Here is a 25472-nt window from a genome sequence, read left to right on the forward strand (position 1 = left end):
CGCAATTTGTCAATGCTTCCTTATTGTCTTTGATTTTAATTTTCTATCTGTGACAATAAAAATCTTCCTCACCCCAGCCAAACGTGCCCTATCTATTACCCTTACTACCCATTCTATAGGGGTAGCCTTATCTGCCTTAATAGTCACCATTAAATAATTTGTCTCTTTTATCTTATGACAAAAAATTTGATAAACTTGTTCTAGGCTCACCTGTTTTTTCCCTAAAAATGTTTCGCCCTTGGCAGTGAGGTAAACAGTTAATCCTTCTGTCTTCTGTATCGGGGTAGCAGTTTTAGCGTAAGGTAAACGGACACCAATACCTTCCTCCCTCAAAAAATTGGCGGTAAGTAAGAAAAAAATAAGTAAAAGAAATACCATATCAATGAGAGGGGTAAGGTTAAACTCTAGTTTAAGAGTTTTCTTTTTAAATTCAATCATTCTGGAAAAATCCCTGTTTTTCTAAAAGATTTAAGATACTATTTAGACAGTCTTCTAGTTCAGCCATATAATTATTGACCCAGTTAGTAAAATAACTATAAAACATAAGCGTGGGAATGGCTACCGTAAGACCAAAAGCAGTAGTTATCATAGCTTCCCAAATACCGCCAGCCAAAAATCCAGCATTGACCTTGTTGCCCATTTTTTCCACTACCATAAATGCCTTAATCATGCCCGTAACCGTTCCTAGCAATCCTAAAAGAGGAGAAATGTTAGCAATGGTGGCCAAAGTGGGCAAATAGCTTTCTAATTTCTTCAGCTCTTTCTGACCCGATTGAAATAGGATTTTTTCCATAGTTAATCTACTGGGTGTATTTGTTAAACAGTAACCAAGTTCTCTAATCAAGTAATGGGAAGAATGCAAGGCTTGTTCTTTAGCTATTTTTACATCTCCATGAGCAACTAGTTTTTTAAATTTTAAAAGAGCAGAGATAGAACCAGACTTTCTAACCTGGAAATACTGAACAAATTTCTCAATAACAATACCTAGGGCAATAACAGAACACAATAAGATAGGATACATTAAGACCCCACCTTTTACAAATAACTCCCACATTAATAATCTCTCCTTAAGGGTCTTATTTTATGGCCAATACCAATATGGTGGTCCATACCATAAAGGATAGTTAGGATAAGTAAACCAATAATGATAAATATCAACCCTCTCTGGGCGTAATTCCCAAAGATGAATTTTCTTTGCTTCTAGAAAGGGGTAAGTATATTGAATCTCCCCCAGGGGAAGTTTTTTTATCCCTTTTATTTCTCCAATTACGGTAATTTTTCTCCCTGGAGCATAAATGGCCACATCTAAATAATCTTTATACAATATGAGAAATCTCCCCTCTGATTTGTCTACCTGTTTCGGTCTCCCTCTTCTATCTAGGGGAAGGGCAAGCACTTCAAAAAGTGTGCCTTCTTTTTTATTTATACTTTTTAAGATTTCTCCACCCCACATAACAGTCTTCCCTTTAAATAACTGGGGTTTTTTTTGCACCTGTGAAATAGTGATATTTGGCATTATCTCTTTTTTTAATTCTGGTGGAACTATAGGAGCACCACATGAAAATAGAAGAAAAATAACAAAAATCCAGATAAATTTATTTACCTTTCCCACTTTCTTATTCCTTTTTTGACATAATACCATATCTTGAAACAAAATAAAGTAAAATTTTAAAAACATAGCTTCACCTGAGGGGAAGAGAAATAATTAAACTCACAATAGGTATTGGACAATCCTTAAATATCTATTAAAATATCTCTGTGCTAAATATTGCCTGCCATCAACCAAGTTTTATGCCTTGGCCTGGATTTTTTTATAAGGCTGCAAACACAGATGTTTTGGTGCTTTTGGACCATGTGCAATTTCCTTTAGGCGCTTCGTGGATAAATAGAAATCGGTTGAAAAATGCAGGAGGATTTTTCTGGGTTACTGTGCCTGTTTGGAAAAAAAATAGAGGAAAACAGCCTATAAATAAAGTAGAAATATGTAATGAAAAGAATTGGCAGAAAAAACATTATCAAAGCCTTTTTCATGCTTATACACATGCTCCTTACTTTAAAGAACACATTGGTTTCTTTGAAAAGGTATATCAGAAAAAATGGTATAGACTTTTGGATTTAAACCTGGTAATTCTTAATTATTTTTTGAATGTTATAGGCATTGATAAGAAACCTATTTTGAGTTCCTCATTAAATGTGAATAATAAAGGAACAGCCCTTATTATTGAAATTTGTGAGAAGTTAAATGCTAATTGCTATGTAACTCTTTCTACCAGTAAAAGCTACATTGATACAGAGGCTTTCAGGAATAAGGGTATTATTGTAAAATTTCTTCATTTTAAACCCCCTGTTTATCCCCAATTATGGGGAGAGTTTCTGCCAAATCTTTCTATGGTAGATTTATTATTAAATTGTGGTCCTAAGGCTTTAGAAATTATAAAAAATAAAAGGAGTCAAAAATGAATCCCAAAAAGACTGAAAGAAAATTAATTACTCGTATGATCTGGATAGGAAAAACACTGACCATTTTACAATCACTGCCTCTAGATAACTATGAAACCTTTACTGCCGATGAAGGTAAGTTCTTAAATGCCAAAGGTTATCTGCGAAGGGGTATGGAAGGTTTACTTGACCTAGGCAAGTGTATTTTGGAAAATTATTTTTCTATTATTGTTTCTCAATATCAGGAAATACCTGTAAAACTTGAAGAAAATGCAGTATTGACCAAAGAAGAAAGTGCATTACTTAAGACCTTAGCCAATTATTGTGAGTATTTTACTAACTCCTTTGAGGAAATAGGTAAAGAAGAGCTATATAACATCTGTAAGCAACAAATAGGCAATCTTTGGCAACTTAAAGGTGCTTACTCTAGATGGATAGAAAACAATTTTCAAACAGCACATATTTTACATTGACTAAGTATAAGCATTTCCTAAAAGGTGCTGATTGCCGATTTTTATTCTTTTTAGCCCTGCTTGCTTAGCTACTTCCATGCATCTTTCAGCATGACTAAAAGAAGTAGTAGGTAAATCTCTTAAAACAAAACTAGGATAAAAGGCTAAAAGAGAGTATGGGATGTTTGAATCAAGCTGAGCAATGAAGTGGGTTATTTTTCTCACCTCTTCCACATCCACATATCCAGGCACAAGTAATGTGCTGGCAATTAAAAACGGAGGACTGGGACGTTTTTTGCTTAAACTGGCTAGCCAGGCAAAGTTTTCTAGAGTTTGCCTATTAGATACACCACACAGTGCCTTATGAACTCCTTCATGCCAGGCCTTTAAGTCAAATTTAATGCAGCCTCCACTAGCTAGAGAAATCTTGGCCATCTGTTTTAAAATTTTGGGATTAACTGCTCCATTTGTTTCCCAGCATATTCTTATAATAGATTTATCTTTGCGTTTTAGAATTTTTCTGGAGACTGCTAAGGCATGGATAATTTGTGGTGTGGGGTCACCGCCAAAGTAACAGACGCAACTTACATTTTTCTTAAAACAGGCCTCCACCAGTTCATTTATACTTACCCAATGGGGATGTCTAAACCCCTCTTTAAAAGACCAATTTTGACAATATAGACAATTAAAATTACATGCCTGATAAAATACTGCCAGATTGTAATATTCCAATTCAGGTCCTTTTGTATAAGCATATTGAGGATAGCCTGAACCGGTTCCTCCTGGGCACACCCAGTCAGCTACACAATTTGTAGGTAATGGGTCATAATAAAAATGAAGATTGCCTTTTATTGTTCCTCCCCCAATTTTTCCATTAATATTTTTTCTTATTCCACAATAACCTACTTCCTGTGAACTTATCACACATTTATTTACACATAACCTACACTGAATTCCTTTGGGGTTTTTGGTTACATAAGGTGGTAACCCAAAAGATTGACGGCTAGCAGCATGAAGAGAAAAGATTTCCTCTTTTATTGAATCCCAATAATCACGTAGGCATTGATAACAATAGCCTAATACATTGGAGATATTAACTCCTTCTTTCCCACAAATCTTACACTTTCCCATAATATTATTCTAAACTTCTTTGAGATAAAAACAACTGGAATTTCCAAAATCCGCCATTGATTTTTTATTCTATTTTAATGAGGTTAACTTCACTAACCTATTTATAGTTTAGCAGATTGCTCCGTTAAACCATCAAGACCAAGCCCTTCAGGGTGGCTTTCGCCAGTCTTGATGACACTTCGCAGAAGGATTACAGGTGCAGTACCAGATATAGGCGCAGATGAATTTATGGCTACTCCTACGCCTGACCTTAAAGTCTTTACATTAAGGATGCGGTGTAATTGAAATGATTGTAATTTGATTTTTCTTAGGGCCATAACACCAAAAAACCCTATATGCAGCAGGGGTTTTATCTTGAGCATAGACTTCCCAAACTTTTTGTCCCGGATAAACTGGAGCAATTGAGTGATATTGGTGAGTTTTTAAACTGGGATGTTTTGGACTTTGGGCAAGAAATTTAATACTTTTGATAACAGCTTTGAGTATTCTCTTTTTACTTTTATCTCCTTTTAACTCATCAAGATCCTTCTTGGCCCTCTTTGTATAAATTATTTGAAAAGCCATAATCAATCTTCATAATCTTTAATATCAACTTCTGCAAATTTATTCATTTGGGCATCTTCTATCCCCTCTATTACCTTATTAAAAGCAACCTTGTTTTTCCATAACCATGCTTCATCTATGGGGACCACCTCTGCTGGCTTTAATATAACCGTTCCATCCTCTTTCTTTTCTATCAAAAAGGTCTTTTTCGCATATTTAGAGCCTAAAGTAATTCTTCCCTTTTTATCCGCTACTTTTGTTAAAATTTCCATGTTATCACCTCCCATTTGGGATAATATAACTTTGTGGGAAATTAGTCAAGTGGGATAAAGTTATATGCCCATGATAAGGCAGTATTTATTAGAAAGGGGAAGTTGTAAAATGGCAAAATCCAAATTGTTGATGGTTCTAAAATGAAGTATAAAAGCGTTGACGAATCGATAGCCAAGATATTCTAAAGGAATTTTTTAACCATCTCTTCAGTAGTAATAAGTTCTATTGCTGTATTTTCAAAATCTTTGTCATTTGTCCAAACGGGTATTTTATGCTCTAAAGCAATGGCAAGTAAAGGAACATCATCAGGCTCTCCAATTATTCCCTTTGCCTTTTCTAAAAACTTTTTGAAGGTTCTAAATATTTTACAGGTAACAAAGAAAAAGTTAGCTTAATAAAATCAATTTCTAGCTTTAGTTTCTCTGCAATAAAAGGCAAGTATTTCAAAACTTCTTTCTGGTTAGCCTTAGTTAAAATGAACTTTATACCCTGCCTACTAAGTTTTTTGATTAAAGAATAGGCTTTCCCTTTAAGTAAAGCCGATATTAGAATATTACTATCTACTGCTGTTTTTTCTTCCAAGTTTCAAAATCTTTAAAGACTTCTTCCTCACTCAAGCCTCTTTTTTTCATTTCAGCTTTAATTATGTCTGTAAGCCTTTCTAAAGCAATCAGCCGTATTTCTAAAGGAAGATTATCTATATCATCTAGAGGAATAAAAAGACCTACACTTTTGTCTCGTCTTTTAACTAAAATAGGCCTTTTTTCTCTTATTAAAGCAGTAACTTTGTTTTTAAATTCTTTTATACTTACTTCAATCATATTTAGATAATAGCTATAAAGTAGCTACTTGCCAACCTTAACACTAAAAAAGTTTTGACAAATTTGGGGCAATTTGGTAAGGATAAACTTAAATAGAGGTATCAAAATCCAGATAAAAGAGTAGTTGGCTATGTCAATAAAACATCACAAAAGGATAACTATAATGGTTTTAACATTTTTCTTCATCCTTTTTTCCTTTACTTATTCAGCAATCGGGACAGTTGTAAAAGAAAAAGATAAAAGAGAAATTCTAAATAAGGTTTATACACTTAAGATTCCATTTATAGAAAACAAAGGTCAAATAAAAGGTGAAAGTGTAAAGTATTATGCAAAGACCTTGGGAGGGACTGTCTTTGTCACCAAGGATGGAAAGCTGGTTTATTCCCTTCCAAAATTTGAGACAAAAGAGAAGGTGAAAGGTTGGGTAATAAAAGAAAGCCTGGTTGGAACTTCTATCTCTAATGTGAAAGGAGAAGAAGAGGCGGTAACCAAGGTAAGTTACTTTAAGGGAAAGGACCCTTCAAAGTGGAAAAGAGGCATCTCAACTTACAATCTGGTAAGTCTTGGAGAAGTATATAAGAAAATAGAGCTAAAGCTTAAGGCCTATGGAAAAAATGTAGAAAAGCTATTTTATGTAAAGGCAGGTGCAAATCCAGAAAGCATTAAAATAAAAATTGAAGGGGCTAAAAGTTTAAGGGTAAATGAAAATGGAGAGCTTGAAGTAGAGACAGGTCTTGGGGTCGTAAAATTTACAAAGCCCGTGGCATATCAGGAGATTAATGGTAAGAGGGTTGAGGTAGCTGCTGCCTATACCTTACTTTCAAATCCGCAATATGTTTATGGCTTTAAGGTAGGAAGTTATGACAAAAAAGAGACTCTTATAATAGACCCACTTCTGGCAAGCACATTCATTGGTGGAAGTAGTGATGATTATGGCTATTCCATTGCCCTTGATGGAGGTGGAAATGTATATATAACTGGTTATACATACTCTTCTGACTATCCCAAAACTCCTGGTGCTTATGATGAAAGTCATAATGGTGAGAGGGATGTTTTTGTATCAAGGCTTAATAGTAGTTTAAGCAGTCTTTTGGCAAGCACATTCATTGGTGGAAGTAGTGATGATTATGGCTATTCCATTGCCCTTGATGGAGGTGGAAATGTATATATAACTGGTTATACATACTCTTCTGACTATCCCAAAACTCCTGGTGCTTATGATGAAAGTCATAATGGTGAGAGGGATGTTTTTGTATCAAAGCTTAATAGTAGTTTAAGCAGTCTTTTGGCAAGCACATTCATTGGTGGAAGTAGTTATGATAGTGGCTATTCCATTGCCCTTGATAGAGATGGAAATGTATATATAACTGGTAGCACAGAATTTTCTGACTATCCCACAACTTCTTATGCTTATGATAAAAGCCATAATGGTCATTATGATGTTTTTGTATCAAAGCTTAATAGTAGTTTAAGCAGTCTTTTGGCAAGCACATTCATTGGTGGAAGTAGTGATGATTATGGCTATTCCATTGCCCTTGATGGAGGTGGAAATGTATATATAACTGGTTATACATACTCTTCTGACTATCCCCCAACTCCTGGTGCTTATGATGAAAGTCATAATGGTGAGAGGGATGTTTTTGTATCAAGGCTTAATAGTAGTTTAAGCAGTCTTTTGGCAAGCACATTCATTGGTGGAAGTAGTTGGGATTGTGGCTATTCCATTGCCCTTGATGGAGGTGGAAATGTATATGTAACTGGTTATACATACTCTTCTGACTATCCCCCAACTCCTGGTGCTTATGATGAAAGCCATAATGGTGGTGGTGATGTTTTTGTATCAAAGCTTAATAGTAGTTTAAGCAGTCTTTTGGCAAGCACATTCATTGGTGGAAGTAGTGATGATGATTATGGCTATTCCATTGCCCTTGATGGAGGTGGAAATGTATATGTAACTGGTTATACATACTCTTCTGACTATCCCCCAACTCCTGGTGCTTATGATGAAAGCCATAATGGTCATTATGATATTTTTGTATCAAAGTTTGATAGTGACCTTTCCGCTGCTGCACCTTTACCTGATATTAAGGCAAATGGCTCAGACGGGCCCATTACACTAGATCAATCAGACACTATAACTATTATCGTGGCATTAGATAATAAGGGCCGGACAGATAATGCCGATTGGTGGCTGGCGGCAGATACACCATTTGGGCTTTTCTTTTTTACATTTGATGGCTGGACAGATGCCTGGGTGCCAGGATATCAGGGCCCATTATTTTATTTAAACTCATTTGAGGTGTTAAACATGCCTGTCTCAGGGCTTCCTGCAGGCACATATACCCTTTATTTTGGTGTTGATACTCTAATGGATGGAAATGTCACATGGGATAGTGTTTATTATGATACTGTGGTGGTCAATATTACAGAGTAGAGTTAGATAATAAAACTCTTGAATTTTAATTCTGATTCCTTTTTAATGCTATTTAGTTCAGGCACAATCATCTCCTGAAGGGTTGTCCTGACTATTTTCCTTCCTCCTTTTGTATTCTTAAATGAAATTTTTAGATTTTTCAAGGCTATTTAGAGCCCAAATCCTCGTTTGCCCTAAAAAACCCCGCAACACCTAAAAATACCCTTATCCAAAAATCAATTACATTTGGGGGCTTAGAGAATTTTTGAAACTTGAAATTCAAAGATTACACTTCTTTAGGAGCAAAAATATATGACAAAATTTTATATACCAATTTGGCAGCTAAAAAATCAGGGGCAATTAAACCTAGTTGGGGACACAATTCCATCACATCAAAACCAATAATTTGTTTTTCATTAACAACTGCTTTGATAATTTTTAGCACTTCATACCAATCTAAACCACCAGGTTCAGGGGTTCCCACTGAAGGCATCTGCCCACAATCAAAACAATCTAAATCAACGGTAAGATATACTTTTTCTTTCAAATAACTTAATATTTGCTCAATCACTGATTCCAAATTATACTTTACTTGGTAAGCATAAAACACTGGTATGTGTTCTGTTTGGATAAATTCTGCTTCTTCCTTGGATAAAGAGCGAATGCCTACTGAAACTATGGGGGCATATTCATAGGCCCGACGCATCACACAGGCGTTACTATAGGCTGTGCCTTCATATTGAGCTCTAAGGTCAGCATGGGCATCAAGATGGAGTATAGAAAAATTCTTTGTCTCTTGGGCATGAGCCTTAATCATACCCAAACTTAACAAATGTTCACCTCCTAACATAACCATAAATTTTTTTCGGCCAAGCCAAGTCAAAGCTGTTTCTTTCACTTTATCTATCATATCTTGAGGAGAAGCATTGGAAGAACTCAACTCAGGGAGAGTAGCTATTCCTAAACGATAGACTTCACAATCTGTCTCTTCATCATAATATTCCAACTCAATAGAAGCAGCAATTATCGCTTTTGGCCCCTTGCTAGTTCCTTTTTTAAAGGTAACTGTAGCATCATAAGAAACAGGAAGAATCACAATCCTTGCCGTTTCAGGATTAGCCAGGGCTCCACTTAGGCCACCAAAATTGGATAATTTCATTATTAATCAGATACAGCCGTTCGGTCTATACGGACAATTTCAGCTGCACGGATAAAATTATGAGGAAATTCTGTTCCTCTATCTAGAACTCTAATTTCTTTCTCTTTGACTTCAAATAACTCTACTACATGTTGGATTGCCTTTTGGCTATCAAAGGTTTTGCAAGAAAATATATCCAGACTTAGATAATTTTTCTCCGGAAAGGTATGGATACTAATATGACTTTCAGCAATAATAACAAATCCAGAATACCCCCAATTTTCAGGATTTTTACTCTCACAACTAAACACATATGGGGGCATTACTTTAGTCATTTTCATCTCAGATGGATAAGTATCTAAAAAATCATAAAGCAACTTCATATCCATCAATTTTTTCCTGTTACATCCATAACCATCTAACATTAAATGTTGACCAAAACCATAGGTAGTTTTCATATCACTCCTCCTTGTGCTATTTTTCTACAATCATAATAGGTAAAAACACCTCCTTTTTTAAAAATTATTCCTTCCTCCCAGCCGACAGGCAAACAAAAGAGGGAAATAATATATAATATTCTATTGGTTACTTGTCAAGATACTTGGACATTTTCTTGAACATTCCCCAAAATTTAGAAGTTAATCTTTAAAAACATTCCTGTCTGCCCCTGCCCGCAGGCAGGCGGGGACAGGCAGGCAGGGATGAATTAAGGATTTTTGGCGTTCAATAATAAGAAAATACCTCAAGATTAACTTCACCAACCTATTTATAGCTTTTTAAAAAGTAGAGTTGGTTGAAGGGAAAAAAGTTTTTTTCTTTAAGAGACTATTTTTCTGTCAAGCCTGTCTGCCTTAGCACAGGCAGGTGGGTTTTCTTTTAAAGTTATTACGGTTTTGAGGAACTTACCTTACTTTTTTTCGGAAAGCTTCTGAAAATTCTGGGGAAAGTCCTGGAATAATACTTATTGAATATTTACTCCTAAATGCTATAATGCCTTTTCTTTAATAAAAACATTTTTAAGGATTGTCAGTTCTAAAGGAGGAATGAAAGTGAAAATTATCATAGGTGCAGACCACGCTGGTTATAAATTAAAAGAGTTTATAAAGGATATTTTAAAGAAACGTGGTTATGAAGTAGAAGATGTGGGAACACATTCTGAATCATCTGTAGATTATCCTTTTTTTGCTTGGAAAGTGGCCCAGGGAGTGGCAAGTGGCCAATATGATAAAGGAATTCTTATTTGTGGCAGTGGGATCGGTATGAGCATAGTAGCCAATCGCATTCCAGGTGTAAGGGCTGCTTTGTGTAATGATTGTTTTTTGGCCAAGGCCAGTCGAGAGCACAACGATGCTAATTTATTGGCAATGGGAGAAAGAGATATTGGGCAGGGGCGTGCCTTAGAAATTTTAGATACCTGGCTAAATACCCAATTTACTGGAGGAAGACATGCTCGCCGGATAGAGCAAATAGATACTGAATATCATGTTGTAGATGATTATAGCTTTCTTAAACGTTTTGACCCTGATTTGGTAGAAGGCCTGGAGGGAGAGGTAAATCGGCAAAAATATAAGTTAGAATTAATCGCCTCAGAAAATATTGCCAGCCCCTGGGTAAGACATGTAATGTCCAGTGTCATGACGCATAAATACGCTGAGGGATACCCAGGAAGGAGATACTACGGTGGTTGTGAGTTTGTGGATATTGCCGAAAAATTAGCCGTTGAAAGACTTAAAAAACTCTTTAAGGCAGAATATGCCAATGTTCAACCTCACTCTGGAACACAGGCCAACATGGCAGTTTATTTTAGTATCCTAAAGCCAGGAGATACTATTTTAAGCATGAGTTTACCTCATGGGGGACATTTAAGCCATGGCAGTCCAGTAAGTTTTTCTGGTCAACTTTATAATATTGTTTTTTATGGTGTTTCTAAAGAAACAGAAACCATTGATTATGAAGAAGTGCGCAGTCTAGCTTTAAAACACAAACCCAAACTGATCTTGGCCGGTGCTAGTGCCTATCCTAGAATAATTGATTTTAAAAAATTTAGGGAAATCGCTGATGAAGTAAATGCCTATTTGATGGTAGACATGGCCCATATTGCAGGCTTGATTGCTGCAGGTTTACATCCCTCTCCTATTCCATATGCCCATTTTGTTACTTCTACTACCCATAAAACCATGCGTGGTCCTAGGGGTGGATTTATTTTAGCTAAAGAAGAATTCGCTAAAGTGCTAAATAAAAGCAATTTCCCTGGTATTCAAGGTGGACCTATGATGCACATCATTGCTGCTAAGGCCTTAGCCTTTAAGGAAGCACTGACCGAAAGTTTTAAAGAATATCAAAAGCAAATTGTGAAAAATACTAAAAAATTGGCTGAAATTTTACAAAATGCGGGTTATCGTCTAGTTTCAGGTGGCACAGATAATCATTTATTTTTAATTGATTTGACAGAAAGAAACATTACTGGCAAAGATGCAGAAAAGGCACTAGATGCTGCTGGTATAACCGTAAACAAGAATGCCATTCCTTTTGATACTCAAAGTCCCTTTGTTACCAGTGGTATCCGCATTGGCACACCAGCAGTCACTACCAGGGGAATGAGAGAAAAAGAAATGGAAGTCATTGCTGATTTTATTTTGCGGGTATTGGCGGATATAAAAAATGAAGGCACTATTGAAAAAGTGAAAAAGGAAGTCCGGGATTTTTGTGCCAATTTCCCATTATTTGCTTGGAAAATATATTAAGATGAAACGCCCTTCCTGGAATGAATATTTCATGAACATAGCCTATCTGGTGAGAGAAAGGTCTACTTGTCTGCGGCGAAAGGTAGGCGCTGTTTTGGTTAAAGAAAAAAGAATTTTGGCTACAGGTTATAATGGAGCCCCTTCAGGTCTAGTCCATTGTGTAGAGATAGGTTGTTTAAGAGAAAAAATGAATATTTCTTCTGGCGAAAGGCATGAATTGTGTAGGGGTTTACATGCCGAACAAAATGTCATCATTCAAGCAGCTCGTCATGGTATCTCTATTGAAGGCTCAACTCTATATTGCACACACCATCCCTGCATTATCTGCACAAAAATGCTTATTAATGCCGGAATAAAAAAAATTTATTATGCTAATGGATATCCGGACAAACTCTCTCAAGAAATGTTAAAAGAAGCTAAAATAGAAACCATACATATAAATTATAACGAATTTTCTAGACAAAAATAGGTTTAGGCAGACCTTAACCCAAGTTTCCTTTTTTAAGACAAAAATCCTGATTTTTGCGGAAGTTGCGAAGTTTTATGGTCACTATGTTTGATTTTTCCAATGACACATTTTCATGTTTCAGTTTCCTCAATTTAGGACAATTTCAGGCAAAAACCGGGAAAGTTGGGATAAGAAATGCTCTGTTATATATATCTATGTGGAATTAGTGATTGCTATAACCTTGAGCTGAAAATAGGAGTAATTGAACTTGGTGGAACGTGCAAAGTATGCATTACCCCTCATTTTTATCTTTCTTGATAATATTAGTTAGTATTAAAGCTATTGTTCCTTCTGCTGGAATAGACTTTGTTGGTATAATTTTCCCCGTACCTATCAGAAATTCGCTATACAGCGGGATAGAGACGTAAGTTTTAGGTACAAAATAAGCTCTTACATTTTTTATTGTATTTTCAGAGAAGGAAAGTTTTACATAAATTTCTACCTCTGGTTCATTTTTAACCTTTAAAAAATCTTCGGCAAATTTGTGACTTATAAAAATATGTTCGGCAAATTTTTCATATATTGGGGGAGCTACTATTTTTATTTCAGAACCGATAGTTTTTCCATACTCTAAATTAAAATTACCACATATTCCCTTAGAGGCTGGAAAGGGTTCATCTATAAATTTCACTTTTAGCTTTATTTCCCTACCAGAATATGCCCCAGGAAGTAAACAAAATTTTTGGATTATATTTTTCGAATTTTGATACTCGTCAAATTTTTCTTTCTTCTCAAATTCCTTTTTAGATAGCAGTTCATCAAACCTTCTTCTTAATTTTTCTCCCAGGTCATTTTCATCTATAAAGGTATCAATAGTATGCCTTTCTCTAAGAATAGCTTTAAAAGCATCAAGTTTTTCATGTTTGTCACCCCAATCAATAAACTCAGGATGAACAACGCCTTCCTTTTCATCAATAAGATATATTAATATTTCTTTATTAAGGTTGTAGGCTCTTTCGTATTCTAATTGTGTAATAGATTTTCCAGTTTCTTTATTTATGCTTCCAAGTCTTAGAGCTATAATTCCTACGTAAATATCAGACACTCCTACCTCAGCCAAAGAAGTTTCCAGGGAGGTTTCTTTTCTTGCCCCAAACTTTTCCATTCCCCTGACGTTTACATTGTATTTCTCTAAAATATCCCAAACCTTTCTTCTATGTTTCTTCAAATCCTCATATGTAGATGAAATAAACACGGTTCTCTGCATAACTATATCTCCAGTATGACACCATATCCTTAAAAATTTTCCACTGCACATTTAACCTAAAGATTGTCATAATTTTGAGTAATGATTAGTGTAACTTTTACTAAGGTTCTTGCAGCAATCATGTACACCACGAATTACATTAGCATTATCTACAAAACGAGCTTGGCCAATGTCATCAAATAGTTCTCGCTTTGTTAAGGAAGACTAATTTTGCTAAGAACACCAGAATGATCCGAAACCCAATCAGGATCAGTGTTAAATACTACAATGCTATCAGCGATGTCGAGCCCCTCACCTTTTACAAAGATATAATCAATTCTTTTAAATTCTTCCTCGCCTGAATAAGGATTACCTAAAACAGCATAAGTACACCCAAGATAGCCTTCTTCGTCAGAACAGCAGGAGTAACAGCCATTAGCTGTGCTATAAGTATCGATAAATCCAAAATCAACTATTTGGTCATAAGCCTCTCTTTCTTCAGTAATGTTTAAATTGATGTTAAAATCACCCCCTAAAATAACAGGATTTTCATCCCACCAAATGGACTTTTCCACCGTTCTTATAAAATCCAAAAGAACCTGAGTTTGTTGTAAACGCTCTGTTGGGTCACAAAAAGCGCACAGATGAGTATTGTAAATATTGATTTTGCCAAAATTTGGAATTTTTATTCTGGACATCATTACCTTTCTTTTTAGTGGAATTTCAAAGCCTTCAAAAGGCTCTTCTGAAACAAAAGGAAGTGTTTTGGAAATAGTGAAGATGATTCTACAGCGGCTTAAAATGGCATTTCCCACTGTAAGGATTCCAGGCAGCCCATTTGCTAGTCGATAGCTAAGATTATATTTCATTCCCTTTTTAGCGAGGAGTCTTTTCAAATCCAAGCTACTGTTAATGGTTCCTGACAGCGGTCCTCCAACGACTTCTTGTAATAGAATAATATCAACTGGGTCTCCTTTTTCTGCCTGTCCTGCTATAAAATTAGTGATATTTTCTAACCTGATTTCCCGATCCTTAACCTCAGAAAATAACAAATTAATGGTTAATACATTCAAATAACCCCTCGCTGTAACATCAGTACACTGAGCTTGCCAAGACCATGCCAAGGAAAAATTTGCTAACAGAACCAATAATGCTATAAAGCTAACAACAAACTTGGTCTTGATAAAATGTTTCATTCAGCACCTCCCTTTTGTTTGATTAACCTAATTCTTATTATAACGATAGATTAATGTCAAATTTAATTTTGAGTGATTTTTAATTGTAAGGAAGGATTAACTAAGGTTCTTTCACAACAGCAATTGGTGTATAGTATATCGTAATCTATAAATATCAATTAAAGGGAAAGGGGTCCGGTCTTGAATTGTGAATTTTGCTCTTGTTTCTTTATTTCATTTTTTATTGCTTTACTTACTGTCAAATAATGAATACCCAGGTAATCTGCAATTTCTTTAAGGCTATAACCATATTCTATGTGGGCAGCGTGTATTTTTTCATTCGTTCTTTTTATTTTTTATCTGGCTAAACATTTCAGAAAGTTTTGGTCTTATGGCAAATCTCTCAATTCTTGGTATTTCTTTCATCTTTTTTTCTCTTGTAGATATACCTTTATCTTTTGAACAAAACTGTCTTATGCCTTGAGAGAGATTTCCCTCTGGGGTTTCTATTAAAAGGTGATACTGATTATGTTATTCCCAGAGAAATAAGTCTAAAATATAAATTTGAGATTTCAGTCTTTAGACAAGGAATCTCTCAACTCTCTTGCTACTTCAACCATATTTCTTAAAGAAGGAATAATTTCTTCCCATTGGCGGGTCTTTAAACCACAATCAGGATTGACCCATAATTGTTGTGGTGCTAACACCTTTAGGCATCGTTTTAAAGTAGCTAATATTTCTTCTTTTTTAGGAATTCTAGGGCTATGAATGTCATAAGTGCCTAATCCGATTCCCTTTTTATAATGGTAGGTCTCAAATATACTAATCACATCTCCCTTACTGCGTGAACATTCAATAGAAATCACATCAGCATCCATGGCATCTATGGCCTCAATAATATCTTTAAATTCAGCATAACACATGTGAGTATGAATTTGTGTTTGTGGTTTAACAGGAGCATTACTTAAACGGAATGCCTTCACTGCCCAATCTAAATAAGATTTTCTTTTTTCCTTTTTCAATGGTAAACCTTCTCTAAATGCAGGCTCATCAATCTGAATAATTTTGATGCCTGCCTTTTCTAAATCTAATACCTCATCTCGCAAGGCTAGGGCAATTTGAAAAGCCACTTCTTTTCTGGGAATATCCTCTCTGACATATGACCAATTTAGTATAGTCACAGGACCCGTTAACATCCCCTTAACTGGCTTTGGGGTCAAACTTTGAGCATAACAGATTTCATTGATGGTCATAGGTTTAGGACGACTCACATCGGCATAAATAATGGGTGGCCTGACACATCTAGAACCATATGACTGCACCCATCCATTCTGGGTAACTAAAAAACCAGTCATTTTTTGAGCAAAATATTCTACCATATCACTTCTTTCAAATTCACCATGCACTAAAACATCTAACCCTAATCCTTCTTGAATTCCTATACAAAAGGCCATTTTCTCTCTAAGAAACTGGCTATATTCTTGCTGGTCAATTTCTCCTCGTTTAAATCTTGCCCTTTTTTGCCTAACATCTTTTGTTTGAGGAAAACTACCAATAGTGGTAGTAGGAAACAAAGGTAGATTTAAAACTTTTTGTTGCTTTAAAAAACGTTTTTCATATGGCTCGGCTCGCTCAAAATCCTCTGATTTTAATTGAGCAATCTTTTCTTTTACTTCTTTCAATGGATGAACCTCAGGACTGCCTGCAAAACTCCCTGCTGGCAATTCTCCCTTCCTTAAGGCTTGGGTCAATATAGCTACTTCTTGCAAGCGTTCTTTTGCAAAGGCCAAAATTTGTTTTACTTCAGAAGACAACTTGGTTTCTAATTCAATGCTAATAGGCAAATGGAGTAAACTGCAACTTGGCTGAACAAATACTGCCTTAGGATGGGCTATGTCTATAATTTCCTTGGCTAAAGCAAAGGCATGCGTTAAATTTGTTCTCCACACATTTCTACCATTGACAATGCCTAGCCCTAGGACTTTTTCTTTGGGAAAACCGTATTTTTTTATATTTTCTAAATTATTATGTGAACGCACAAAGTCTAAACCAATACCCTGCACCGGCAATTTGGCTATTTCAGGATAAAAATCCACGCCTTCAAAATAAGTCTGTAACATAATATTTATGTCAGGAGATGATAGGTTATGATAAATATCTTTAACTACTTTTATCTCTTCACCACTCATCTCTAAAACCAAGGCCGGCTCATCTATCTGCACCCATTTCGCTCCGGCCATAGCCCACTGCTTTAAAACTTCCTTATAAACTTCAAGCAATTTGGGCAATACCCAAAATTTGTCTTTCCCCTCAGGCACCTTGCTCAATGTCAAAAAGGTATAAGGTCCTACAAGAACAGGCTTGGGTTGAATATTAAGGGCAATTGCCTTTTTTATAAGGGTTAAAATGGGATTTCCTAAGAGTTTTGGTGGGGTATCTATCTCTGGCACTAAATAGTGGTAATTGGTGTCAAACCATTTAGTCATCTCTAAAGGGGGAACATTCTTAGCCCCCCTAGCCATAGTAAAATAGAGTTCTAATTCTTTTTTTATTGTTTGTTGGCGAAAACGCTTGGGGATAAAACCAAAGTTAATACTTATATCCAACATATGGTCATAGAGTGAAAAATCTCCTACAGGAATAAAATCAATCCCCGCCTGCTTTTGTGTCTCCCAAATTCTTTCTTGTAAAGAAGTAGCCGTTTGCTTCAACTCCTCATCAGTAACTTTATCCTGCCAATAGCCTTCTAAAGCCTTTTTTAATTCTCTTTTTTCTCCTATCCTAGGATAACCTAAATTGCTGCTCCAAATCTCCAATTTTTCCTCCATTTATGCCTTTTTTATCCCTTCTAAAAGTTCCTCAATAAGTTCTTTTACTGTTACTATTTTATTTGATCGATAGGCATTACTCCCAGCAAAGGCGAAACCTTCTTCCAAATTGCCTTTTTGGGCATTGATTAGGGCCGAAGATATGCAATAAGGTGCCTTACGGGGCACACAAGTCTTTATACAATGGTAAAGACACTTAAAGGGCACCTTTTTCCCTCTTTCTACTTCTTCTAAAAACTTATTTTTAATGGCCCTCCCGGGCATTCCTACTGGGCTTTTGATAAAAACAATGTCTTCTTTTTTAGCCCGGATATGTTCTTTTTTGAATGCTTCTGAGGCATCGCACTCTTCTGTCACCACAAAACGGGTGGCCATCTGCACACCACTTGCCCCTAGATTTAAAAAACGGGCAATATCTTGGCCAGTATAAACACCTCCAGCCACAATTATAGGAATGGGTCTGCCTGCTATTTTTTCATAAGGGTCTACGGCTTTAATTACTTCGTCTAATAATTGCTCAAGCCGATACCGATTATTTACCAAGTCTTTTAAAGAAAAACCTAGGTGACCACCAGCCTTTGGCCCTTCTAAGACAAAGGCATCAGGAAGATAATCATAACTATGTAACCACTTTTTGCATAAAAGTGATGCTGCCCGTCCAGAAGAAATAATAGGTACTAAGGCGGTTTTACTATCAGGGTAATCTTTTTTTATTTTAGGCTGAGTAAGTGGTAATCCTGCTCCAGAAAAAATAATATCTGCTTTGGCTTCCAAAGCAGCCTTTACCAAATCTTCATAATCAGTCATGGCCACCATAATATTGACACCAATAACACCCCCAGGGGCAGCTTGTCGTGCCAAGGCAATTTCCTTTTTTAAGGCCCTTTTATTAGCTGCTTGTGGTCGTTTTGCGAAATCAGGTTCTAAAAAACCTACACAAGCACCAGCAATAATCCCGATAGCCCCTAAACTAGCCACGGCAGCAGCGAGGGAGTGCATAGAGATGCCTACTCCCATACCCCCTTGAATAATAGGAATTTCTACCTCATGTGCACCTATTTTTAATTTTGGAATCTTCATTTTCTCACCTCAAAATTCAGGCTAGTTTTAGCAAAAAAGTAATTTTAATCAAGGGGTAATTTTTTTGAACATTCCCCAAAATTTAGGCGTTAATCTTTAAAAGCATTCCTGCAGGGATGAATTGAGGATTTTTGGCGTTCAATAAGTGGAATAAGAAAATACATCAATTAACTTCACTAATCTATTTAAAAAGCAGGGCTACGTCAAAGCCAGGCCATAAGTAATTTAACAAAAACTAAAAAATCCAAATTTCAAAATCCAAATGTCAAATGAAATCCAAAGGCCAAAATGCCAAAACATTAAATCAGTGAGTAGTGAAATAGTAAGGGAATGAAATAGTCAAATGTAGTGGAATTGGTGTCAAACCTACAAAATACAGTTAAGAAAATAGAAAACGGAAAACAGAAATTCCCAATTCCCATTTCCCAGTTCCAACGTGTTAACTTGCAAACTTTTTAACTTGCAACTTTGTAAACGTGCATAAAGAAGGAAAGGGAAACGGGAAACAGAAAATAGAAAATAGAAATTCCAAATTCCCAGTTCCCAATTCCCAATTCTAACGTGCTAACGTTCCAATTTAACAGAAGGCGATTTTGCATTTTTCAATTTGCATTCTGCATTGAGCCATCCTGCCTGTCGGCAGACAGGTGCGCTTAACATTTGGAACTCCGTTAAAATTACTTTGACGAAGTCCTAACTAAGGTGTGAGATTTAAACATTAAACCTAAAATAAACAATGTCGCCATCTTGAATTTCATAATCCTTACCTTCTATTCTCACTAAACCTTTCTCTTTACAAGCTTGAATAGAGCCTTCTCTAATTAAATCCTCATATTTAATGATTTCTGCCCGAATAAATCCCTTTTCCATATCTGAATGTATCTTCCCAGCCGCCTGGGGAGCCTTGGTGCCTTTTTTTATAGTCCAGGCCCTCACTTCAGGCCCAGTAGTAGTAAAAAAGCTAATAAGAGATAAGATTTTATATCCTTCTCTGATAAATTTACTTAAGCTTGTTTCTTTTAATCCTAAATTTTCCAAAAATTCCTGCCTTTCTTCAGAAGGCAACTCTGCCAATTCTGCCTCCAGTTTGCCGCAAATTTTGACCATTACTGCACCTTCGTTTTTTGCTATTTTTTTTACTTCCTTTACACATTCATTGTCTTCTGTTATTTCTGCCTCGTCTATATTGGCTACATACATAACAGGTTTGGCAGTTAAAAATTGAAATTCCCTAATCAAATAGGTTGTTTTTTCATCAATTTGGCTCATACAGGATATCAAAGACCTACCTTGCTCTAAGTAAGTTTTTAAGATGGTTATGTGCTCTAAATTTCCTTTAGCTTTTTTGTCTCCTATCTTAGCTAAGCGATTCAATTTTTCAATCCTTTTTTCTATGGTAGCTAAGTCTGCCAATATGAGTTCTAGGTTCACAATTTCTATATCTCTTTTAGGATTTAACTCTCCCTCAACATGAGGCACATCGGTCTTTTTAAAACAGCGCACAACATGGGCAATGGCATCTACATTTCTAATATGAGAAAGAAATTGATTTCCCAACCCTTCTCCTTTACTGGCATTCCGAACTAAACCAGCAATATCTACAAATTCCAATATGGCAGGCACTACTCTTTGGGGTTTAATCAACTCAGCGATTTTATAAAGGCGTTGGTCAGGAACTTCTACTATACCTAAATTAGGATTGATGGTAGTAAAGGGATAATTGGCTACTTCTGCCTTGGCTGCAGTTAATGCATTAAATAAAGTAGATTTACCCACATTAGGCAGTCCAATAATCCCACATTTAAAACCCATTTTGCTTCATTCCTATCAAATCCTACCCTTTATGTCAAATTATGGTTATAATTTATTTATGCACAAAACCAGCACTATTTGGCATGTTTATTTACCACGGGATAAAATTGCTTTATTTCAATGGATTTTGGGTGAATACAATGGATTAGCGCAATTTCACACCCTAGATAGGTTTAAAGCAGTGGTAGAACTGATGATTCCCCCTGGAAATGAGCCAGAAGTAGCTAGGGTAATTCAGGCCCTCAAGGAAGAATGGCAATGTGAAATTAATATAATAAAATAGTGTTTTATTAATACACCTCTTTTGTAGTTAAATATGAAAGACCAAAACCCCTCGCTGTTTAATGCAATGTCTCTGGCCCTTTAGGAGGTGTTACTGCTTGCCCTTTTTCTTGAGCTATTTTTAAATACTCATCTACTTCCTTTTCCATGTATTGACTTACTTCATCTAATTCAGACATATCTACCGTAATACCTGTAAGAGACATAAATACTTCAATTACTGCTTTAGTTGCCTTGGGATTTTCTATCTGGATGGTATAAAAGGGAATTTCCCCTAAAAGACAAATGGCTTCAAAATTCCTTCCCTTGGCTACTCCCAAGAGTGAACCATTCATACCACTGATCGTGCCCCTTTTCATGAGTTGGATGTTTTGTTGGCTGAGTTTTTGCAAAACTTGTTCATCCGAGCCTACGGCCCAAACATTAGGAGTAGTTTTATGACTAATTTCTAAAGGCATAGCTGCGGAGGTAAAGACTTGTCTAACACCGTGTGCCTGAGCAAAGTCCAAGATAGTATTGGCTAAAAGATATTCTTTACCTGGAACTGGCTGGGCATCACCGATAAAAATAAGGAGCGATTTGTCTTTTGACTGCCAAAAATAAAAGTTGTTTTGAGGAAGAAAAATGGATTCAATTAATCCGGAGTTGATAGAAATCCCTGGTAATTGAAAACAATCATCTGCAGAAATAAGGGCAATTTTTTCGGCTGGGAGGTGACTCTGTAAATATTTGGCCACACTTAAGGCTACATATCCCATCCCTGGCCAACAAGCTAATAAAATTGGAGTTTGAAACTCCTGTTTTTTTAAAACCTCCACTGATAGTCTCATTTTTCTCCTGTTGTTTTATAGTAATTTGCTACTTCGGGTGTATATTCTGCTTGTTTTTCATAAATAATAAGAGGGAATTCAACCTTTACTTCTTCTTTTCCTCCCTTGATAGCTTCCACTAGCACAAAATTAGCCTCCTTCTTTGTATAAGGATGCACAAAACGCAATCGCTTGGGTTCTAAATTATAATTCCGCAATGTCACAAAAAGGTGCTCACACCTAAAAGCAGGATATATAAAATAAAACCTTCCCTTTTCTTTTAACATATATTGTCCTGTTTTTACAATATCTAATAGAGAACTTTTTATTTCATGACGGGCAATAGCCTTTTCCGTATCGGGGTTTAAACGTCCCCTTTTTAAGGAATAATAAGGTGGATTGCTTACCACTACATCAAAATTAGCATGGGGAAATTTTTCTTTCAATTCTTTAATATCTACCTGAGCTATTTCCACCAAGTTTTCTCTTTTGTTTAACTTCACATTTTTCCTTGCCAGAGAAACTAAACTTGGCTGAATTTCTATCCCTATTATTCTTTTTACCTGAGGAAATTTATAGACCAAGATTAAAGAGATAATTCCACAACCAGTGCCTAGTTCAAGCACAGTTTCCCCTTTTTTTAAATGGACGAAATTGGCTAGAATAAAAGCGTCAATTCCAAAACGATACCCATTTTTATGTTGATAGACCTTCAGATGACCTTCAAAAAAGCTATCTAAAGTATACTCTCTCATGGTTATAATTCAAGGCTATTAATAACCAATCCTGTAAGAAGCTTTGGATGAAAATAAGTAGACTTCCGCGGCATTAAGTGAGAAGAAAACACCACTTCTTTTAGTTGCTGTGGTTTTATGGGATTGAGAAAAAAAACCATTCTTCCCTTACCTTCTTTTACCATGGTAATCGCCTCTTGAGCATCAGTAACATACTTTATAAAACCTTCTTGGTTCATCTCTGCCTCAGAAAAACCCAATATCTTCTTAAAAATCAGTCTGTTTAATACCATTACATCCATTTTTTTTAAAAAAGGGGGTAAGTTCCTTGCCCAATTTGTGTTTTTAAGAATTAGTATATAAAACTCCTTTAGCATATCTTGGCAATAAAGACCAATTGCAGTTTGTATGTTGTTGAGTTCATTAAATCTTGACCAGAAGTTGCCTTCTTCTTTATATACCTCTATGTTAAAAAATTTTTTTAGACCTTGTATAAAATTTTCTAGGTGAAATGAAACCAAGGAGCTTTCAGGAATTACCCGGTGAATGGGTAAGATACTTAATGACCTATCTCTTAAATTGCTTAAATACATAGAAACAGAATTAAAAGAAGCATCTGGGGGGATACTGTGAAACTTTTTTTTCATTTCTTCTCTATAAGCCAAAACAGTCCGGTAGCGATGATGACCATCAGCAATGATGATTTTTTTATCCTCCATAAGCTCTTGAATAGTTTTTATTTGTTGTTTGTCCGTTATTCTCCAAACAAGGTGTCTAATATTATTTATTTTTACGTCAATGAAAGGTGAGGTGGTATTTGTTACTGAAGTTAAAAAAGAACAAATTTTGTCTTCAGAATCGTTATAGAGGCCATATACCTGGCTAAAATGGGCCTGAGTAGCCCTAAGTAATTTTAATCTTTGATAAACTACCTTAGAAAATGTTTTTTCGTGATTTAGGATGATGCCTTTATCCATGGGTTCTATTTTTGTTCTAACAATAAAACCCCGTTGAAGTTTTTTTTCTCCATTTAAGGTGTATTCTATATAATAAGGATAAATAGCTTGTTGTTTATCTTGGATCAAAATTCCATTTTTTAACCAGGTTTTGAAATAAATAGCTGCTTTTTGAAACCAATTTTTATCTCTTCCCAGGATTAAACGGACTATATTATAAGGACTGCGTTGGGCAAGGACCTTCCTCTCTTTCTCAGAAATCACATCATAAGGAGGACTCACCACCTCTTCTATTTTAACTCTTTTTTGATTGTAAACAATGCCCCGAAAGGGTTTAATCTCTGCCATAAATCTCTAACCTTTAAGACCAGAGCTAAATAACATACTAGTTTAATTTTAGCAAGGATGTGGAATTTAGGGAATACCAAAAGCCTACAGGACTTCGTCAAAGTAATTTTAATGGAGATCCAAATGTTAAGCGCAATGGCTCAATGCAGAATGCAGAATGCAAATTGAAAAATGCAAAATCGCCTTCTGTCAAATTGGAACGTTAGCACGTTTACAAAGTTGCAAGTTGGAAAGTTTGCAAGTTAACACGTTGGAAATGGAAATTGGGAAATAGGAACTGGGAAATGGAAACTGGGAATTTCTGTTTTCCGTTTTCTATTTTCTTAACTGTATTTTGTAGGTTTGAACTTTCCATTTAAAAAGTCAAGTAAAAAATGGAAATATTTTTTAAGCAGCCTTCTCCATTTCCTCCTTTAAGATATAGTCTCGATCTTCTTTTAACATCTTAAAAATAACTTTTATCAATTGTCTAGCAAGGCAGCGCAAGGCATGGTTATGCTCTTTCCCTTCAGTCCGTTTTTTAGCATAGTAAGTAGCGGATTCTGAAACATACCGAATTGTGCAGCCCGCAATTTCAATCATAGTTGCTTTACATATCTTATTAGCCTTATATACAACTCTTGTCCTTTTGTGTTTACCAGACTCATCATCTATACAGGCTACACCACAATAGATCGCAAGTTGCCTCTCGTTTTTAAATCTNTTGATATCTCCAATTTCTCCGACCAATCTGCTTGAAAGCTTTGTTCCTACTCCTGAGATACTTTTTAAACGCTTGACCTCAGAACTCTTTTCTCCTAGCTTTTCCAGCTTCTTATCCAACATCTCAATCTCCTCTTTTAGTTCTAAAATACGCCGAGAATGAGATGATATAATCGTTTTGTATATATCTGCCAGTTCTTCGACGTATTTTGTGTTGCGAAGACTTTCTAACATTAAAGAGGCCTGTTTTTTNCCAATCATCTTTATTTTAAGTAAAGCTCCCATAGTAAGTCCCTTATATCTCGAAAAATCAGGATACCTTACCAGAAGCCTCAACATCTTCTTGCTGTCTGTATCACCAATCTCTAATATCTCAGGACATACTTCTAATAGCCTTTTTCGAAGCCTGTTTTGCAACCTTATCTTCTCATCTATCAGGGTTTGTTGATGCCGAGACAGAATCTTTAACTTTTCATTGATTTTTGTTGCCTTCTCTACCGCAATGAATGCCTTTTCATTTTCAGCGTCTAAATAATCTCTTAATTTCAGCATTTTTGCTAACATTTTTGCGTCCCTTTTATCGTTACGCCATTCTGCCCCAAATACATTCCGAAATTGTTTTAATTTTAAATTATCTACATTGTATAAGGTGAATCCGCTCTCTATAAGTATCCGATCAAATGGTGCTCCGTATCCATTCTTTCCTTCAATTGCAAATGATATTATCCCACCTTCTCTTTTCTCAATCTCTCTAAATTCTCTAACTGCCTTATAAAATTCACTGAATTTGTGTGCTATCTTCTGGTCATACAAAATCTGTTCTTCATCATCCATGATAATTATGTGATGATTATCACTGCCAATATCGATTCCTCCAGATAACCTTTTCACGCCTCACCCTCCTTTATGTTTGATATTTTATGGCTCTGCCAATACCTTTATCCCGTCTATAATAGCCACTTAAAGGCACCTTTCCATTAGACAGGGTATTGGCAGGAGAACATCCGGCAATTCAAACCGAGTCACAATAATTCAACATTATTGACTGACCCCGTTAGCCACAAATGTTCCCCTAGCCATTTATCATTTATATCACAT

The 25472-nt window shown here is 35.8% G+C and carries 26 protein-coding genes and 2 pseudogenes; 6 read left to right on the top strand and 22 right to left on the bottom strand.

Annotated features, from left to right (window positions below; translation table 11 throughout):
- Positions 1–9: 9 nt before the first annotated feature.
- The 3 genes from HS1_RS02560 to HS1_RS02570 are packed head-to-tail and all read right to left on the bottom strand — an operon-like array spanning position 10 to position 1612.
- Positions 10–438, bottom strand: coding sequence for an ExbD/TolR family protein (locus HS1_RS02560; protein WP_066060598.1), 429 nt, complete (start codon positions 436–438; stop codon positions 10–12).
- Positions 431–1054: a MotA/TolQ/ExbB proton channel family protein gene (locus tag HS1_RS02565; protein ID WP_066060600.1), complete on the bottom strand. Its 624-nt coding sequence runs from the start codon at positions 1052–1054 to the stop codon at positions 431–433. The genes HS1_RS02560 and HS1_RS02565 overlap by 8 nt, the downstream gene beginning before the upstream one ends.
- A gap of 27 nt (positions 1055–1081) precedes the next feature.
- Positions 1082–1612 (bottom strand): Slp family lipoprotein, encoded by a 531-nt coding sequence (locus HS1_RS02570; protein ID WP_172793632.1) that lies wholly within the window; start codon positions 1610–1612, stop codon positions 1082–1084.
- 146 nt (positions 1613–1758) lie between these two features.
- Here HS1_RS02570 and HS1_RS02575 point away from each other — a divergent pair, with 146 nt between their 5' ends.
- Positions 1759–2460 (top strand): WbqC family protein, encoded by a 702-nt coding sequence (locus tag HS1_RS02575; RefSeq protein ID WP_066060604.1) that lies wholly within the window; start codon positions 1759–1761, stop codon positions 2458–2460.
- A complete protein-coding gene (locus HS1_RS02580) occupies positions 2457–2912 on the top strand; it encodes a hypothetical protein (protein ID WP_066060606.1) in 456 nt (151 codons plus the stop codon). The genes HS1_RS02575 and HS1_RS02580 overlap by 4 nt, the downstream gene beginning before the upstream one ends.
- Here HS1_RS02580 and HS1_RS02585 read toward each other — a convergent pair whose 3' ends face one another.
- From HS1_RS02585 to HS1_RS02605, 6 genes are all read right to left on the bottom strand, one after another.
- Positions 2913–4022 carry a radical SAM protein gene (locus HS1_RS02585; protein ID WP_066060608.1) on the bottom strand — a complete coding sequence of 370 codons (1110 nt, stop codon included), beginning with the start codon at positions 4020–4022 and terminating at the stop codon, positions 2913–2915.
- 264 nt (positions 4023–4286) lie between these two features.
- Entirely contained in the window at positions 4287–4586 is a 300-nt protein-coding gene (locus HS1_RS02590) for a type II toxin-antitoxin system RelE/ParE family toxin (protein ID WP_066060610.1), read from the bottom strand.
- 2 nt (positions 4587–4588) lie between these two features.
- Positions 4589–4837, bottom strand: coding sequence for a hypothetical protein (locus HS1_RS02595; RefSeq protein WP_066060612.1), 249 nt, complete (start codon positions 4835–4837; stop codon positions 4589–4591).
- 182 nt (positions 4838–5019) lie between these two features.
- Positions 5020–5202 carry a PIN domain-containing protein gene (locus tag HS1_RS13860; protein WP_082757849.1) on the bottom strand — a complete coding sequence of 61 codons (183 nt, stop codon included), beginning with the start codon at positions 5200–5202 and terminating at the stop codon, positions 5020–5022.
- Positions 5175–5420, bottom strand: coding sequence for a hypothetical protein (locus tag HS1_RS02600; RefSeq protein WP_066060614.1), 246 nt, complete (start codon positions 5418–5420; stop codon positions 5175–5177). Before HS1_RS02600 ends, HS1_RS13860 begins: the two co-directional genes overlap by 28 nt.
- Positions 5399–5659, bottom strand: a complete 261-nt coding sequence (locus HS1_RS02605) for a hypothetical protein (protein ID WP_066060616.1) — start codon at positions 5657–5659, stop codon at positions 5399–5401. The genes HS1_RS02600 and HS1_RS02605 overlap by 22 nt, the downstream gene beginning before the upstream one ends.
- Positions 5660–5789: 130 nt before the next feature.
- Here HS1_RS02605 and HS1_RS02610 point away from each other — a divergent pair, with 130 nt between their 5' ends.
- Positions 5790–8093 carry a DUF7948 domain-containing protein gene (locus tag HS1_RS02610; RefSeq protein ID WP_082757562.1) on the top strand — a complete coding sequence of 768 codons (2304 nt, stop codon included), beginning with the start codon at positions 5790–5792 and terminating at the stop codon, positions 8091–8093.
- Positions 8094–8358: 265 nt separating this feature from the next.
- Here HS1_RS02610 and speB read toward each other — a convergent pair whose 3' ends face one another.
- Together speB and speD are read right to left on the bottom strand one after the other, a co-directional pair.
- On the bottom strand, positions 8359–9231 hold the full coding sequence (speB, locus tag HS1_RS02615; RefSeq protein ID WP_066060620.1) for an agmatinase: 873 nt from the start codon (positions 9229–9231) through the stop codon (positions 8359–8361).
- 2 nt (positions 9232–9233) lie between these two features.
- Positions 9234–9668, bottom strand: coding sequence for an adenosylmethionine decarboxylase (gene speD / locus HS1_RS02620; RefSeq protein ID WP_066060622.1), 435 nt, complete (start codon positions 9666–9668; stop codon positions 9234–9236).
- A gap of 585 nt (positions 9669–10253) precedes the next feature.
- Between speD and rpiB the strand changes: the two genes are divergently transcribed.
- Both rpiB and HS1_RS02630 read left to right on the top strand, forming a co-directional pair.
- Positions 10254–11954 (top strand): ribose 5-phosphate isomerase B, encoded by a 1701-nt coding sequence (gene rpiB / locus HS1_RS02625; RefSeq protein WP_082757563.1) that lies wholly within the window; start codon positions 10254–10256, stop codon positions 11952–11954.
- 1 nt (position 11955) lies between these two features.
- Complete coding sequence (locus HS1_RS02630; RefSeq protein ID WP_066066409.1) at positions 11956–12423, top strand: deoxycytidylate deaminase; 468 nt, start codon at positions 11956–11958, stop codon at positions 12421–12423.
- A 271-nt stretch (positions 12424–12694) separates the two neighbouring features.
- Here the strand turns inward: HS1_RS02630 and HS1_RS02635 are convergent, their stop codons facing one another.
- The 5 genes from HS1_RS02635 to ychF all read right to left on the bottom strand — a co-directional run bounded on the left by HS1_RS02635 (position 12695) and on the right by ychF (position 20543).
- Entirely contained in the window at positions 12695–13669 is a 975-nt protein-coding gene (locus tag HS1_RS02635) for a DUF4062 domain-containing protein (protein WP_066060624.1), read from the bottom strand.
- 194 nt (positions 13670–13863) lie between these two features.
- A complete protein-coding gene (locus HS1_RS02640) occupies positions 13864–14844 on the bottom strand; it encodes an endonuclease/exonuclease/phosphatase family protein (RefSeq protein WP_066060626.1) in 981 nt (326 codons plus the stop codon).
- Positions 14845–15395: 551 nt separating this feature from the next.
- A complete protein-coding gene (gene metE, locus HS1_RS02645; protein WP_156469355.1) occupies positions 15396–17651 on the bottom strand; it encodes a 5-methyltetrahydropteroyltriglutamate--homocysteine S-methyltransferase in 2256 nt (751 codons plus the stop codon).
- Positions 17652–18731, bottom strand: a complete 1080-nt coding sequence (locus HS1_RS02650; RefSeq protein WP_066060628.1) for an NAD(P)H-dependent flavin oxidoreductase — start codon at positions 18729–18731, stop codon at positions 17652–17654.
- A 711-nt stretch (positions 18732–19442) separates the two neighbouring features.
- On the bottom strand, positions 19443–20543 hold the full coding sequence (gene ychF, locus HS1_RS02655) for a redox-regulated ATPase YchF (protein WP_066060630.1): 1101 nt from the start codon (positions 20541–20543) through the stop codon (positions 19443–19445).
- A gap of 31 nt (positions 20544–20574) precedes the next feature.
- On the opposite strand from ychF, the gene HS1_RS02660 reads away from it, so the two are divergent.
- Complete coding sequence (locus HS1_RS02660) at positions 20575–20826, top strand: DUF4911 domain-containing protein (protein ID WP_156469356.1); 252 nt, start codon at positions 20575–20577, stop codon at positions 20824–20826.
- Between the two features lie 58 nt (positions 20827–20884).
- Here the strand turns inward: HS1_RS02660 and HS1_RS02665 are convergent, their stop codons facing one another.
- The 6 genes and pseudogenes from HS1_RS02665 to HS1_RS13870 all read right to left on the bottom strand — a co-directional run.
- On the bottom strand, positions 20885–21655 hold the full coding sequence (locus tag HS1_RS02665) for a PAC2 family protein (protein ID WP_066060634.1): 771 nt from the start codon (positions 21653–21655) through the stop codon (positions 20885–20887).
- Positions 21652–22389 (bottom strand): tRNA1(Val) (adenine(37)-N6)-methyltransferase, encoded by a 738-nt coding sequence (locus HS1_RS02670; protein WP_066060636.1) that lies wholly within the window; start codon positions 22387–22389, stop codon positions 21652–21654. The genes HS1_RS02665 and HS1_RS02670 overlap by 4 nt, the downstream gene beginning before the upstream one ends.
- A 2-nt stretch (positions 22390–22391) precedes the next feature.
- Positions 22392–23672, bottom strand: a complete 1281-nt coding sequence (locus HS1_RS02675; RefSeq protein WP_066060638.1) for a DUF1015 domain-containing protein — start codon at positions 23670–23672, stop codon at positions 22392–22394.
- 387 nt (positions 23673–24059) lie between these two features.
- A partial coding sequence (locus HS1_RS13555; RefSeq protein WP_245669979.1) for a transposase occupies positions 24060–24374 on the bottom strand: 315 nt, incomplete at its 5' end.
- Between the two features lies 1 nt (position 24375).
- A pseudogene (locus HS1_RS13865) lies at positions 24376–24608 on the bottom strand (hypothetical protein); the annotation flags it as partial.
- Between the two features lie 19 nt (positions 24609–24627).
- Positions 24628–25265, bottom strand: a pseudogene (locus HS1_RS13870) (IS110 family transposase); the annotation flags it as partial.
- Between the last annotated feature and the right edge of the window lie 207 nt (positions 25266–25472).

This window comes from Candidatus Desulfofervidus auxilii, assembly GCF_001577525.1.
Lineage (GTDB): Bacteria > Desulfobacterota > Desulfofervidia > Desulfofervidales > Desulfofervidaceae > Desulfofervidus > Desulfofervidus auxilii.